The following is a 13,610-nucleotide window of genomic DNA, read 5'->3' as shown; positions in this document are numbered from 1 at the left end:
CGCAGCCTGCCAGAGGCTACCCTTCCTTAGAAGCGTTCCTCATCGGTGTGCCAGATGAGCTTTCTGGGATTGTCCGGTGAAAACTGCGAGAGATTGGGCGATGTGCCCCGCGTGCGGCTCTCTTCCTCGCGAAGCTGCTGGAGAGCCAGAACCGTTTCACGCAAGCGCCTGTTCTCCTCGCGCAACTGATAGAAGCCCTGTTTCATCTTCTGTAGCTCGGCTGAGTCCTGATGCAAACGTTGCATGCGAGCCAATAAGTTATTCAATGAGCCAGATATCTGCCAGAGCACATTATCGCTCGTTAGTGGAACACGAGCGCTATAGTCTCCATTGGCCACGCGAGTATGGGTTTCGACGATTTTCTGAATGCTATTCTCTAGCTGCTCCTTCTGGCGGGCGGCGGCTTCCGCCTGCATGGCTAGATCATGCTCAAGGCGAGCGATCTCCTCAGCCCGATCGGCCCGCGCCAAAGCATGCACCGTACTGCTGACCCAGACATAGGCCACAACCGAGATGATAATCTGGCTAATGAGGATAGGGCTAATAATGCCAGTGAAGTTAATTTCAAGCATTCCCATCAGCTCGGGTGTCTGGGGGAGCTGGGTCAGAGCGAAGAAGGTAAAGAGGCAGTTGATCAGAGCAACGACGAAGACCCACCAGGGCGGCAGGAAAGAGACGGCACAGACCAGAGGGAGGATCAACATGCCGAAAACTGGCAGGTCCATCATATTGATGCCGCCGGGGGTAGTTACAATATCAGCGATGGGGAAGAACATGAACGTCAAGACCACTACAAAGCCAGCGGCATTGACCAGGCCAAGACGGTTGAGCACCGTGGCAATGACCAGCATCAGGAAGCAGACGATTACAATCGGCACCAAGTAAAAATTCGTACCGAGAAAGCCGGCGGGGAGCGCCACAACCAGCAGGACATAGAGGGCAGGCAGTATCTGGCTACCGGTACGCCCGCGGCGGAACAGTTCACGGCGCTGGAAGGAGGCCGAGGCTGGCGGCATCGAGGGAGAGGCCAGCCGGTACCACCAGCGCAACCAGCGGTTCTCACGGTGCTCGGAGGTCAGATAGCTGGGCACCTGCGCATCAGTCGTTTGGGTATCGAGATCAGCGATCGTGATTCTTTTCATCGGAAAGCCTTTCCTTCTTTATTCTTTGCAAGACGGGTAGCAGTGAAATAGGTAGGACCCAGAATCTGGCGTAACAAGCATCAGTAGCGGGAAAGGAAGAGCGCTAGACAGCTGTCTAGCAGGGCCTCTCTTCCATCCAGGCGCTGGCGCCTCTCTTAGGAGCACTGGCCGCCTTGATTGCGAAGGCTATGCCTTCACAGCCGGATTACCCCAATCGCCTGGAGATCACGCAGGACAGCGCGCACCGCCTCTGGAGAGGTTGAGAGAATTTCAGCGATTTTTTCCACGGAACGTGTTCCATCAGCCAGGGCGAAGACCATGCGATGCATGCGTGACCAACCGACCATTTGCCACTGCTCCAGATGTAGCAGGCGCTGAGGAAAAGCCGAAGACCCTGTGGTAGTGTTTCTGGTCTGTCCAGGAGTAGAGCGCGGCTCAATGGGAACATCTTCCTGGGGGACGAAAGTCCAGTCGAGCTTTCCAAGGCGGGCAAGCTTTGGCGAAGCGTCTTCCTCTTTGAGGCGCCGTCCGCTTCTGCCGACAAAGAAGCAGGAAACGATGTTCCCTGCACGCAAGATGATCTCTACGCGGCATGGCTCCGGCATCCCCGGGACTCCTGCGGGCAGATCGGCATAGAGGAGTCCGGTTTTGCGATGTTCGCGCATGACCTGCTTCATTGTTTCAAAGTCCAGGCGATACATCGATCAAGGCTCTTCCTGTTGTAAACAAGGCGTCAGGAGCCTGGTTGCTATCAAGCTCCTGACCTTCTCCGATTCACAGAGCTCCACAATTCGGGGAAAGGCGGTAACCGCTTTCTTGTGCTGCTTTATAGGGTCCTTACCACAGAGCCGACTCCTCGCTTAGTTATTTTAACAGACGATGCTTTCCCCAAATATTAAGATCACATAAAAATGCCAGACATATATTGCATAAGTCTGTAGAAAATACTATCCTTTGATAGATAGAGAAGCCCGCTCCTTTAGGGCCTGCTACCCAGAGAGGTATTGACAAGGCTCTATATCATAGATCCAGTGGAAGCACTAAAGTCAAGCTCTTCAGTCAAAATAAGCTCTTCAGTTGAAGGCGCTCTGACGCCATGGATGGATCAGTCTGAGCGAGTGCCGATCAGGCATAGCAGATCGGGCCTGCCTGACTACCCGCGATAAGGGTTACAATTTGCTGTGTCTCACACATTAGAGGTATAGAGGATCTTAAGGTTACATGAGCGAGCCGGACAAACAGCGCATCAGCGTGACTGCCCACCTGACCGCGGCTGCCCGTGCTTATGAGAGTCAACGACCTGATCATCTTTTTGATGATCCGTGGGCGGCTCTGTTAGCTAGTCGTGAAGGATTCAGTATTCTCGAAAAAGGCGAGGACAAAGGTGGGTCCATTATTGTGCGCACGCGCTATTTTGATGAGTGGCTGCAGCGCCTGACCCACGAAGAGGGATTACGCCAGATTGTGTTACCGGCGGCTGGTCTTGACACGCGAGCTTTTCGCCTCGACTGGCCAGAGCAAACATGTCTTTACGAGATCGATTTGCCCGCCGTCATGGACTATAAGGAAAGCCGTCTCCAGGCCTATCAGGCGCAGCCTCGCTGTAAGCGCTTTGTCCTGGCCACGGACTTATTCTCCGCTGCGTGGGAGAGTCAGCTAGTAGCAGCAGGCTTGAATCCAGCACAGCCCTCAGTTTGGCTAGTCGAAGGTCTATTTTTTTACATTCCCTTGGAGCAGACTCAGCAACTGCTGGAGCGCTTGAGTCGTCTTGCTGCGCCAGGAAGCTGGCTCGGCTTCGATGCCATTCACAGCGCCATGCTCTCCTCTCCTCTGACAAGCTCGCGTATCCAGCTGACAAGGAAGAACGGTGCCCCTTGGATCGGGGCTATCGACGATCCCGTTGCCTTGCTGGCTTCCTTTGGCTGGCAGGCCAGCTTTGTGCCCAATGTGCGCAAGGGGTATGAGTATGGGAGAGCAATCTTTCCCTTTATTCCCCCGGATGCTTTAACGAGTGAAACAGAGAAGCTCTATCACATGCTTGTTACTGCTAAGCGCGTTGGGGGAGGAGAGCAGGAGATAAGGCTTGTTTCCCGATGAAGGAGGATAGTCCTGCCTTACGTAGCTCAGTTACTTTTCATGCTCATTGGAGAGCCAGGGGAGCCACAGAGCAAGAGCAGTAACCAGGAAGAGAAGACAGCTAACGCTGGTCGGAAGCGCCATCTCACGCTGATCAAATCGGCCTTTCGCCCAGGGGTGCCATTCTTAGTGAACGAAATCAGCAGCCAGCAGGTAAGACAGTTTTGCCATGCTTTGACATACTTTTCTGATAGAGGCCAACAGCGTGATACCGTCTGGTTAGACAAGACTCAGACTAGATTTGTCTGCAGTAGAGCTGCATGATGCACTTCTGAAGCCAGCTTGAAGCGCAGCTTCAGTTGCACTTGAGACTCTTCCAGGCTTAGAAGGAGCAGCTGAATGAGCATTGTCATACATATCGAACAGCTCAGTAAGTCATTCATCCGCAATGACCGAGAAATCATCGTATTGCACAATGTAAACCTTGATATCGAGAGTGGGAGCTTTGTCGTCATTGCCGGACCGAGCGGCTGTGGCAAGACTACCTTGCTCAACATCGTCGCAGGCCTGCTTCCTCCAAGCTCGGGAGCGGTCTACTATAGGGGAGCCCCTATCAGCGGGCCACGACTGGAAATAGGTTATCTGACCCAGAAAGATACGCTTATGCCCTGGCGGACTGTTGAGCGGAATGTCGAAATGCCGCTGGAGATTCGAGGGGTGACGGCTCCTGAGCGACGGCGACGCGCCGCCGAGTTCCTTCGCCTTGTTGGCTTGACAGGCTTTGAAAAGCTTTATCCTCACGAACTCTCTGGAGGCATGCTACGCCGTGCCAGCTTGGCCCGTATGCTAGTGACCATGCCCGAAACGCTCTTGATGGATGAGCCCTTTGCGGCGCTTGACGCGCAGCTGCGTTTAGAGCTTCAAAATGAGTTGCTCTCGCTCTGGTCCCGACAGCGCTCCAGCGTGCTCTTTGTGACTCACGACCTGGAAGAGGCCATTCTCCTGGGCGACCGTGTTGTGGTGCTTGGCACAGGAGGGCGCATCATTGCTGATGAACCGGTTACACTGCCGCGCCCCCGTGACGTCTTCCACATCCGCTTTCGTCCTGAGTTTACCAGCCTTCACCGGCGTCTCTGGGATGCCCTTATGGAGTCCCGCTCTCAAGTACAAAGACAGGAGGTGAGGCTATGAGCCTGGTTAACCAGTTCAAGCCCGAGGCCTCACAGTCAGTGCTGGTGGCCCCTTCTGCTCTGGTGAGACAGGTTCGGCGTCGCTCGCAGCGCCAGCAATGGTTGATCTATGGCGCTCGTGTACTGCTCATCGTGGGGGCACTTGTTTTCTGGCAACTAGCTTCCGGGACGATTCTCGATTCATCCTTCCTGAGCAATCCACTGGCGATTTTGCGCCAGACCATCACCTGGCTCAGCGACGGTGATCCCTGGTATGAGAGCACACTGATTATCAACACAGCTGTGACTTTGGAGGAGACGCTGCTTGGGTTGTTTTTCGGCGTTCTGAGTGGGCTGATCTTGGGATTCCTTTTTGGCCTGCAGCCAACGCTCGAGCGCATTTTCAGTCCTTTCATCATTGCCTTGAATAGCATTCCCAAGATCGCGCTAGCACCGCTTTTCATTCTTTGGCTGGGGATCGAGATTCCCATGAAAGTCGTCCTGGCGGCAGTTACTGTCTTCTTCCTTATCTTCCTGAATACGCTCAATGGGGTGCGTAACGTTGATCAGCATCTTGTTGATGCTGTGCGCCTGATGGGTGGACGACGGCGCGACATCATTTTCAAGGTCATTCTTCCCTCTGCGACCGGTTCAGTGCTCACTGGCCTGCATGTGGCCATCCCTTATGCCCTCATTGGGGCCATTGTGGCGGAGCAGATTGGCGCCAATCATGGCATTGGCTATCTCATTCAGTCGTCTGGAGAGTCTTTCAACGCCGCTGGCATTTTTGCTGCGTTGCTCGTTTTGACTTTGATTGCTGGCTTGCTGAATGCGGTGGTGAATCTCATCGATCGCAAGACTTCTCATTGGAAGGCAGGCTTGAAGCTTAGTAACGCTGATCAGCCATAAGAGGCTTTATGAGGGCATGACGACACCCTCTTCCTGCTATAGCTCTTTCTTAGCAGAAAGGCGGATATATGAGGCTAAGCGCATCAGGTCGGAAAAAATTTCAGCTGGCGCTATTGCTAGCCCTCATAGTGGTGGCTTGCGATCTCGTCAGTTGCGGTTCTGGGCAAAGTAGCCCTGCCACAGACGATATGAGGCTGAAGGTGGCCATTAACAGTCTCTCCAGTGGCTATCTGGCTGATCTTGTGGCCATGGACAAGGGCTACTTCCAGGCTCAGGGGCTGACCGTCTATCCGCTACCATTCCAGACCGAGCCATCCAGTCCTCAGATGGCGGAAGCTATTCATTCCGGCGCCATTGAAGTGGCGATCGGCGGTTTGCTCACTGAGGCCTTTCTTGTGTCACGCATGGATGCCGATGTAAAAGTCATTGGTCAGCTGCAAATAGGGCTGGCTGGTGCTATCACGGTCAGCAATAAGCTGCAAGAGGAAACTGGCCTGACAGAAAACAGCCCCCTGGAGGCTAAGGTCAAGGCTCTCGTCGGCAAAAAGATTGGTGTTGTCTCTACTACAGGGCTGACGGGAGCCTTCGTGACCTATCTTTTCCGTCGCTATGGCCTCAATATCAATAAAGATGCTACTCTCGTCGCTCTTGGCCCCACTGTGGCCAGCGCCGTGGCCGCTATGAAGGCCGGACGTGTCGATGCGCTCAGCTTCTTTGAGCCTGTCGGGGAGACGGTCGAATCCCAGGGGCTGGGACACGTTTGGATTAGCCCGCTAAAGGGAGACATCCCCGAGCTGGTCGGGGAACTCAACGCCGTCTTCTACGCCAAAGCCAGCCTCATTCGCTCCAAGCCCAATACCATTAAGGCACTGGTGCGCGCTATTGCTATGGCCTTGGCTTTCATTCAGAAGTATCCCGACCAGGCGATGAAGATCCTGCAGAAATATACGCAGGTCGATGATAAGACAATAGCAGCTGCGAAGGAGGTTCTTAGGCACGCTTATCCAGCAACGCCGGTCATCGACAAACGGGCTTACGATCTGGGAGCTACTTTCAGCCTCAGAGCAGGTTTAATTACGAGCGTTCCGCCATATGAGAAGCTGGTGGATACTCAGACCGCGGCTCAGGCAATGGCGGGTTTTCACCCAGATGTTTAGAGAGCGCAAGGAGCTTATTTGAAACACAGGCGGCAAGCAGTCTGTCATACAATGATGTCAGGCGCCCTTGATGGTCTTGTGCTGACCGTCCGTTCAACAGAGTAACTTCGGTGTTTTTGCGGTGGAAGATACGCTTATCGCCCTTAGTACAGAGCAACCTGAGCAACGTAACAATCTTCCAAATCACCAGCGACTTATGTCCGGCTGATCGGTTGACAGGACGGTCGGTAGTCATAGCTTCCCGCGCTTGGGCAGGGAAGCTAACACATACATAGGAGTGAAAAGGAGGTCTCTTTGATGTCTGAAACCGTCTACTCCCCAACCCCCAAGGAACTGATTAGCCCGACAGCTTTCTTGACAGCGGCAGCCCGCGCTTTCGAGAGCCAACGACCAGATCGCCTTTTTAACGATCCCTGGGCTGCCGTCTTAGCCGGTCATGAAGGGCAGAGACGCTTCGCTTCAGTGGAAGACCAGGGCGGTTCAATCATTGTACGTACACGCTATTTCGACGAATGGCTTCAGCGTCTTGCCCATGAGCATAACATCCGCCAGATTGTTCTGCTAGCGGCAGGTCTCGATACTAGAGTATTTCGCTTCAATTGGCCTTCTGAAACTCGCTTTTTTGAACTGGATCAGCCGCTGATTCTAGATTATAAAGAAGCCGTTCTCAAGGTTCAGCAGGCTCAACCCCGCTGCGAGCGTGTTCCGGTGATCGCTGATCTTGCTCAGCCTGGCTGGGAGGAGGCACTGTTACAGGCAGGCTTCAATCCTACGCTGCCATCTGCTTGGTTAGTCGAGGGTTTGCTGTTCTATCTACCTCTAGATCAGATTAGTCGTCTACTCGAGCAGATAAGCCGTCTTGCGGCACCTGACAGTTGGCTTGGCTTCGATGCAATCCACAGTGAAATGATTAGCTCACCGCTCACGCGAGTAAGAATCGACCGTTTGGCCCGGTCTGGTGCCCCATGGATTGGAGCAATTGATGATCCTATTACTTTGCTCGCCTCGCTTGGCTGGGCGGCAACCTTTGTTTCCAGTGCGCGCAAAGGGTACGAGTATGGGCGAGCAGTTTTCCCCTTCATCCCTCCAGCAGAGCTGACTTTAGAGACGGAAAAGCTCTACCATATGCTGGTCACCGCATGGCGAAAACCTTGAGTCCACTTTTCTATCCAAGCCCATAGGTAGCAGCACGCCTGTTGAGGAAGATCCCGATCTACTTCCTCCCACACAATGCCTATTTAGTTCAAACAGGGCATTGAAGATCGGAAAGCCTCAAGTAGGCTTCTGATATCTTCATAAGAGGATAAGAATGGGTCACGCCCATGAAGCGAAGTAACTATATTTCCACTTTAGGAGGGTAACAGTATGAAGTTTTTCACCTATAATCGACTCTATCCTTTTATGCTCATCCTGCTGTTCACTAGCCTGTTTAACATCGCAGGGTGTAGCTTGGGACCTGCCACTACGGCAAGTGATGATATGAAGCTAAGGGTGGCAATTGATAGTCTTTCGGCGCCTTTCTTACCCGATCTGGTGGCCCTGGACAAGGGCTACTTCCAGGCTCAGGGTCTCACCGTCTACCCCACCCCCTTCCAACTCGAACCGACCAGCCCCCAGATGGCTGAAGCCATCCACTCCGGCGCTGTCGAGGTCGCTGTTGGTGGCCTGCTCACCGAAGCCTTCCTCGTCTCCCAGATCGACGCCGACGTCAAGGTCATCGGTCAGCTACAGGTCGCTTTCCCCAACGACATCACCGTTAGCAACCACTTCCTCCAGCAGACCGGCCTCTCCGAAAGCAGCCCCCTGGAGGCCAAGGTCAAAGCCCTCGTCGGCAAGAAAATCGGCGTCATCTCTACCACCGGCCAGACCGGCGGCTTTGTCAGCTATCTCTTCCGTCTCTTCGGCCTCAATGCCAGCAAAGACGCCACTCTTGTGGCAGTCGGCAACAACGTCTCCGCCGCAGTGGCTGCCCTCAAGACGGGCCGAGTCGATGCCCTCAGCTTCTATAAGCCCGTCGGCGAGTCCGTCGAGACTCAAGGCCTGGGCCGGATCTTCATCAGCCCCCTCCGCGGCGACGTCCCCCAAATGCAGGGCCAGCTCAACTCCGTCTTCTACGCCAAGGCCAGCCTCATCCGCTCCAAGCCGAACACCATCAAGGCCCTCGTGCGCGCCCTGGCAATGGCTCTGGCCTTCATCCAGAAATATCCCGATCAGGCTATCAAGATCCTGCAAAAGTACACCCACATCGATGATAAGACCGCTGCCGCCGCCGCCCAGGATCTGCGCACTTCCTACGCTACCACCCCCATCGTCAATGAGCAGGGCTATAACGTCACCGCTGCCTTTGATATAGAGGCTGGTTTGCTGTCAGCAGTTCCCCCCTTCAAAGCGATCGTCGACACAGATACTGCCTCTCAGGCCATGCAGGGCTTTGTCCCTGTGGTTTAATAGGGCAGAATCTATCATGGAAAAGCATAACTTAGATAATATTACTTGTTTAAAATCAATATTTGATGCTTTCCATGATAGACATGCAAAGGATAGATATGCGGCCAGCCCTACGGGTACATCAGGAGGAAAACCATGCAGCTCACTCAGATTCAGGTGTGTTACTCAAAGCCTCTCATGCTGCTTCTATCTCTACTTTTACTTCTCCTTACTGCCTGTGGCTCCAGCTCAGCCACACATACCAGCAGCACCGATGATATGAAACTGAAGGTAGCAGTCGATAGTCTTTCGGCGCCTTTCTTACCCGATCTGGTGGCCCTGGACAAGGGCTACTTCCAGGCTCAGGGTCTCACCGTCTACCCCACCCCCTTCCAACTCGAACCGACCAGCCCCCAGATGGCTGAAGCCATCCACTCCGGCGCTGTCGAGGTCGCTGTTGGTGGCCTGCTCACCGAAGCCTTCCTCGTCTCCCAGATCGACGCCGACGTCAAGGTCATCGGTCAGCTACAGGTCGCTTTCCCCAACGACATCACCGTTAGCAACCACTTCCTCCAGCAGACCGGCCTCTCCGAAAGCAGCCCCCTGGAGGCCAAGGTCAAAGCCCTCGTCGGCAAGAAAATCGGCGTCATCTCTACCACCGGCCAGACCGGCGGCTTTGTCAGCTATCTCTTCCATCTCTTCGGCCTCAATGCCAGCAAAGACGCCACTCTTGTGGCAGTCGGCAACAACGTCTCCGCCGCAGTGGCTGCCCTCAAGACGGGCCGAGTCGATGCCCTCAGCTTCTATAAGCCCGTCGGCGAGTCCGTCGAGACTCAAGGCCTGGGCCGGATCTTCATCAGCCCCCTCCGCGGCGACGTCCCCCAAATGCAGGGCCAGCTCAATTCCGTCTTCTACGCCAAGGCCAGCCTCATCCGCTCCAAGCCGAACACCATCAAGGCCCTCGTGCGCGCCCTGGCAATGGCTCTGGCCTTCATCCAGAAATATCCCGATCAGGCTATCAAGATCCTGCAAAAGTACACCCACATCGATGATAAGACCGCTGCCGCCGCCGCCCAGGATCTGCGCACTTCCTACGCTACCACCCCCATCGTCAATGAGCAGGGCTATAACGTCACCGCTGCCTTCGCTCTGCAGACAGGGGCTGTGAAGAAGATCCCTCCCTTCTCCACTCTGGTCGATACTCAAATCGCCGCTCAGGCCCTCCAGGGCTTCACCCCACAGGTCTAGCTCTGGCTCGCCCTGAGCACGCGGTCGAATAGGCCTCTCGCGCCTGGCGAGCACGGTGCTGAATATCGTCGGCGCTCGCCAGGCGCCTGGTTACAGCTGCTATTCGCACGACAGGCAAGGAGACTTGCCCTGGGAAGGATGAACGCGATGTCGGAGCATAGCTCAGTTTCGCTCCAGAAAGCCTCAGTAGGATACACAGCTTATATGACAGCCGCCGTGCGCGCTCATGAGAGTCAGCGACCAGACCGGCTCTTCGATGACCCTTGGGCCGCGACGTTGGCCGGCGCAGAAGGCGAACGACGCTTCCGCCAGCTCGAAGACGCTGGAGGTAGCATTATTGTTCGTACCCGCTTCTTCGATGAGTTTCTGCAGCATGCTATCGGCACGCTGGGCATCCGTCAGCTTGTTATGCCAGCCTGCGGCCTCGATACTCGCGCTTTTCGTTTGGCATGGCCACCAGATACCCAATGGTTTGAGCTGGATCAGCCCGCCGTGCTCGACTACAAGGAAAATATCTTGCGTGCACAGCAGGCCCTTCCGACCTGCCAACGCCACATTATTCCTACCGATCTCACCGAAGATTCCTGGCCCTCAGAGTTACTGAAAGCAGGTTACGATCCCTCTCTTCCTGCCGTCTGGCTCGTCGAAGGCCTGCTCTTCTACTTGCCTCAAGAGGCAATTTTTCAGCTGTTTTCACACATCAGTAGCTTGAGCGCGCCTCAGAGCTGGCTGGCATTCGATGCTATTCATAGCGCTATGACAACCTCGCCTTTAACGCGTCAGCGTACAGAGCGCGTCTCTAGCCTTGGCGTTCCCTGGATCGGTACACTTGATGATCCTACCAGCTTCCTGGCCTCGCTTGGCTGGCAGGCTTTTGTTACTTCCACCGCCCGCAAAGGCTACGAGTACAATCGCCCCGTCTACCCTTTTATTCCAAGTGAGGCCCTGACCCCCGAGACGGAAAAGCTCTATCACTGGCTGGTCACTGCCGTACGCCAGAGTCAGGATAGTTAAGTGCAGCCAATCAGGCAGCTCAAAACCCAGGAAAGCTAAGCCCGACAAGCGCGGCGCGATCAGCCTAGAGAGCAAGGGCGTCCTCTCTGCCTGCTGCCTCGCTCGATGGCGCATCCCTTGCGGTAGAAAAGCCGCCCTTGACTGTCCTCTCACCTTGCTCGCCGCCGCGCCTGTCGGCCCGGCCCCAACGCTCAGCCTATAAGCGTCGCACCAGTTCGACTCGGGACATCAGCAACCAGGGAATTTTCAGCCACCTGCCGCTCAGGGCAGAATGAGATGAACATCGCCGAACTCATGCCAGAGATAGCCCTCCTGCAGCGCAGCCGCATAGGCGGCCTCCAGATGCTCGCGTTGTGCCAGCGCCTCTAAGAGCGCAAGATGGGAGGCTTGTGGCTCATGGAAACCAGTCAGCAAGCCATTGACGACACGCAGGCCTCGACGTGGAGTAATCACTAGATCCGTCCAGCCCTCTCCAGCATGTACTACCCCATATTGATCAGCCACTGTCTCGATCGCCCGCATAGAGGTTGTCCCCACGGCAATGACTCGCCGCCCTTGCCGCCGAGCAGCATTAACCAGCTCAGCACTCTCGACAGGCACCCGATAGTATTCCTCGTAAGGAGGCTCATGAGTCTCCAGGCTGGCTACCCCCGTATGGAGGAGCACCGGCGCAAACTGGACCCCCTCCGCCACCAGGCGTGTGACTAACTCAGCCGTGAATGGGCGACTGGCAGAGGGCATTTCTGCGCTGCCTATCTCTGTGACAAAGACTGACTGATAATACTCAATCGGCCACTCTCGTTCTACATAGCTGTAGCGAATGGGAAAGCCATGATGCTCTAAATAGAGATCGGGTGGCTCCGGCAGATCTAGCGTGGCTACCCACAGACGCACTTCGCCAGTACGACCGCTCTGTACATAGGGCCGATGTAGCTCTAGACGGCCCCCCGCGGGCAGGGTCAAGACCTCGCCAGCCCGCATCGTGAGGAAGAGCCGCGATCCTGCGGGCAAGGGCTGCCTCACTTCGACTACCCATAGCTCAGCCGGCAAGCGCGTCGAGAGATGGAGCTCTAGCAGCTCCCCATCGGCCCGCTCAGCGTGTAGGGCAGCTTTCATGGTCCCGCTCGTATTGATGACTAGCACATCTCCCCGTCTGAGAAAGGTCGGCAATGCACGAAACTGAGTATGCACTAGTCGATTCGCATGGCAGTATGAAACCAGTAATCGTACCTCATCACGCGCCAGGCCCCGCGCTTCAGGCGGCCCTTTAGCTTCGAGCCAATCAGGCAGTTCAAATCGTAAAGGTTGTAGCTTATCCTCATCAGTCAGTGTTCTCAGCGTTCGAATCGTTTTAAGATAGGCATCGCGCTTTCCCTCCTGTTCATCTGCTCCATAGTCCTGCCTATTTTGTGATAGTATACTCATGGACACCCTCCACCTGCTGCAATGTGAGGCTGCTGCCAGCACACTGAAGACATCTAGCTTAAGCTTTCACTTCGCGCGCCAGGTAACGCCCAGAGGGATAGTTTCCCTCAATTAAGGCCAGTAAGCCGGGCACACTCACCTCCGGTGGAGGACGATCACTGATGTCCTCGCCGGGGAAGGCCTCCTGATGGAGGCGTGTATTCATGTCACCAGGGTCAACCAGGTAGACCCGCCATTGTGGTTGCTCTGCCGCCAGGATGGCAGTTAACTGCTCGAGAGCGGCTTTGCTTGATCCATAACCTCCCCAGCCAGGATACGGCTCGCGGGCCGCATCGCTGGTTATATTGATAATGCAGGCCCCTGGTAGCAGATAGTGTTTTAATTGCTGAATCAGCGCCAGCGGTGCAATGGTATTGACACGATAGACCTGCTCCAGGACATCAAGCGGATAGTCCAGGAGCAAAGGCTGAGGACTGAGACCAAGAATACTGGCATTGTTGACCAGCAGGTCAAGTCTCTCCCAGCGGGCCACAGCCTGGGCCAGAGCCTGGCGGTGTCCAGCCTCGCTCACATCCCCAACAAGAGCCACTATCTCGCTCCAAGCCGCTAGCTCGCCCCGCGCTTGCTCTAGCTCGCTGCCAGTACGGGCATCGATCACAAGCCGCCAGCCAGCTCGGGCAAGCTGGCGAGCCAATGCGAGACCCAGACCACGCGAGGCGCCGGTAATCAGGGCTGTACGCCTGGTACGCTCTCCAAAAGCCGTCATCGAAAGCGACCTCCTTGCGACGCATCAGAGATGAGCTGTAAGCGTGATCTATGCTAAAGGGCAGCTTCCTTGCCAGCATCGGGCAAGCGGACAGATCTCAGGCTGTTCCTATGGACAGGTCTGTGTACTCCTCCCTCCCTGGTCAGCTCTGGCTAGAGTCCCGCTACGGCGAAGCAGCAGCCTGCGCAAACAGCTCGGCAAGGCAGCAAACATAAAGAGACCTGCAGCGCACCGACCTTCTCTTCGGCTACGCCACAGGTCTCTCTGCCTCTATGCT

The 13,610-nt window shown here is 55.4% G+C and carries 12 protein-coding genes; 8 read left to right on the top strand and 4 right to left on the bottom strand.

Annotated elements, in window-relative coordinates; translation table 11 throughout:
• Window positions 1–26: 26 nt before the first annotated feature.
• Window positions 27–1,142, bottom strand: coding sequence for a hypothetical protein (locus AC6H1L_RS14655; protein ID WP_497598231.1), 1,116 nt, complete (start codon window positions 1,140–1,142; stop codon window positions 27–29).
• 194 nt (window positions 1,143–1,336) lie between these two features.
• Window positions 1,337–1,819 carry a hypothetical protein gene (locus tag AC6H1L_RS14650; RefSeq protein WP_497598230.1) on the bottom strand — a complete coding sequence of 161 codons (483 nt, stop codon included), beginning with the start codon at window positions 1,817–1,819 and terminating at the stop codon, window positions 1,337–1,339.
• 544 nt (window positions 1,820–2,363) lie between these two features.
• Here AC6H1L_RS14650 and AC6H1L_RS14645 point away from each other — a divergent pair.
• The 8 genes from AC6H1L_RS14645 to AC6H1L_RS14610 all read left to right on the top strand — a co-directional run bounded on the left by AC6H1L_RS14645 (window position 2,364) and on the right by AC6H1L_RS14610 (window position 11,142).
• Window positions 2,364–3,239 carry a class I SAM-dependent methyltransferase gene (locus AC6H1L_RS14645; RefSeq protein ID WP_497598229.1) on the top strand — a complete coding sequence of 292 codons (876 nt, stop codon included), beginning with the start codon at window positions 2,364–2,366 and terminating at the stop codon, window positions 3,237–3,239.
• 378 nt (window positions 3,240–3,617) lie between these two features.
• Window positions 3,618–4,409 carry an ABC transporter ATP-binding protein gene (locus tag AC6H1L_RS14640; RefSeq protein WP_497598228.1) on the top strand — a complete coding sequence of 264 codons (792 nt, stop codon included), beginning with the start codon at window positions 3,618–3,620 and terminating at the stop codon, window positions 4,407–4,409.
• A complete protein-coding gene (locus tag AC6H1L_RS14635; RefSeq protein WP_497598227.1) occupies window positions 4,406–5,296 on the top strand; it encodes an ABC transporter permease in 891 nt (296 codons plus the stop codon). Before AC6H1L_RS14640 ends, AC6H1L_RS14635 begins: the two co-directional genes overlap by 4 nt.
• Window positions 5,297–5,484: 188 nt before the next feature.
• A complete protein-coding gene (locus tag AC6H1L_RS14630) occupies window positions 5,485–6,453 on the top strand; it encodes an ABC transporter substrate-binding protein (RefSeq protein ID WP_497598226.1) in 969 nt (322 codons plus the stop codon).
• Window positions 6,454–6,750: 297 nt separating this feature from the next.
• Window positions 6,751–7,608, top strand: coding sequence for a class I SAM-dependent methyltransferase (locus AC6H1L_RS14625; RefSeq protein ID WP_497598225.1), 858 nt, complete (start codon window positions 6,751–6,753; stop codon window positions 7,606–7,608).
• A gap of 210 nt (window positions 7,609–7,818) precedes the next feature.
• A complete protein-coding gene (locus AC6H1L_RS14620; protein ID WP_497598224.1) occupies window positions 7,819–8,901 on the top strand; it encodes an ABC transporter substrate-binding protein in 1,083 nt (360 codons plus the stop codon).
• A gap of 258 nt (window positions 8,902–9,159) precedes the next feature.
• The gene (locus tag AC6H1L_RS14615) at window positions 9,160–10,128 is read left to right on the top strand and encodes an ABC transporter substrate-binding protein (RefSeq protein ID WP_497598223.1); all 969 of its coding nucleotides are present in this window, start codon (window positions 9,160–9,162) and stop codon (window positions 10,126–10,128) included.
• A gap of 147 nt (window positions 10,129–10,275) precedes the next feature.
• Window positions 10,276–11,142, top strand: a complete 867-nt coding sequence (locus AC6H1L_RS14610; protein ID WP_497598222.1) for a class I SAM-dependent methyltransferase — start codon at window positions 10,276–10,278, stop codon at window positions 11,140–11,142.
• A gap of 261 nt (window positions 11,143–11,403) precedes the next feature.
• Here the strand turns inward: AC6H1L_RS14610 and AC6H1L_RS14605 are convergent, their stop codons facing one another.
• Together AC6H1L_RS14605 and AC6H1L_RS14600 are read right to left on the bottom strand one after the other, a co-directional pair.
• Window positions 11,404–12,567 carry an S-adenosylmethionine:tRNA ribosyltransferase-isomerase gene (locus tag AC6H1L_RS14605; protein WP_497598221.1) on the bottom strand — a complete coding sequence of 388 codons (1,164 nt, stop codon included), beginning with the start codon at window positions 12,565–12,567 and terminating at the stop codon, window positions 11,404–11,406.
• Between the two features lie 58 nt (window positions 12,568–12,625).
• A complete protein-coding gene (locus AC6H1L_RS14600) occupies window positions 12,626–13,333 on the bottom strand; it encodes an SDR family oxidoreductase (protein WP_497598220.1) in 708 nt (235 codons plus the stop codon).
• Window positions 13,334–13,610 lie beyond the last annotated feature (277 nt).

It is taken from the genome of Thermogemmatispora argillosa, assembly GCF_059696725.1.
Note: the sequence above shows the minus strand (reverse complement) of the source record. Positions and strands in the feature narration are given on the sequence as shown.

Coding starts and splice junctions, on each gene's coding strand:
- AC6H1L_RS14655 (WP_497598231.1), bottom strand. CDS start 1,142: ATGAAAAGAATCACGATCGCTGATCTCGATACCCAAACGACTGATGCG.
- AC6H1L_RS14650 (WP_497598230.1), bottom strand. CDS start 1,819: ATGAAGCAGGTCATGCGCGAACATCGCAAAACCGGACTCCTCTATGCC.
- AC6H1L_RS14645 (WP_497598229.1), top strand. CDS start 2,364: ATGAGCGAGCCGGACAAACAGCGCATCAGCGTGACTGCCCACCTGACC.
- AC6H1L_RS14640 (WP_497598228.1), top strand. CDS start 3,618: ATGAGCATTGTCATACATATCGAACAGCTCAGTAAGTCATTCATCCGC.
- AC6H1L_RS14635 (WP_497598227.1), top strand. CDS start 4,406: ATGAGCCTGGTTAACCAGTTCAAGCCCGAGGCCTCACAGTCAGTGCTG.
- AC6H1L_RS14630 (WP_497598226.1), top strand. CDS start 5,485: ATGAGGCTGAAGGTGGCCATTAACAGTCTCTCCAGTGGCTATCTGGCT.
- AC6H1L_RS14625 (WP_497598225.1), top strand. CDS start 6,751: ATGTCTGAAACCGTCTACTCCCCAACCCCCAAGGAACTGATTAGCCCG.
- AC6H1L_RS14620 (WP_497598224.1), top strand. CDS start 7,819: ATGAAGTTTTTCACCTATAATCGACTCTATCCTTTTATGCTCATCCTG.
- AC6H1L_RS14615 (WP_497598223.1), top strand. CDS start 9,160: ATGAAACTGAAGGTAGCAGTCGATAGTCTTTCGGCGCCTTTCTTACCC.
- AC6H1L_RS14610 (WP_497598222.1), top strand. CDS start 10,276: ATGTCGGAGCATAGCTCAGTTTCGCTCCAGAAAGCCTCAGTAGGATAC.
- AC6H1L_RS14605 (WP_497598221.1), bottom strand. CDS start 12,567: ATGAGTATACTATCACAAAATAGGCAGGACTATGGAGCAGATGAACAG.
- AC6H1L_RS14600 (WP_497598220.1), bottom strand. CDS start 13,333: ATGACGGCTTTTGGAGAGCGTACCAGGCGTACAGCCCTGATTACCGGC.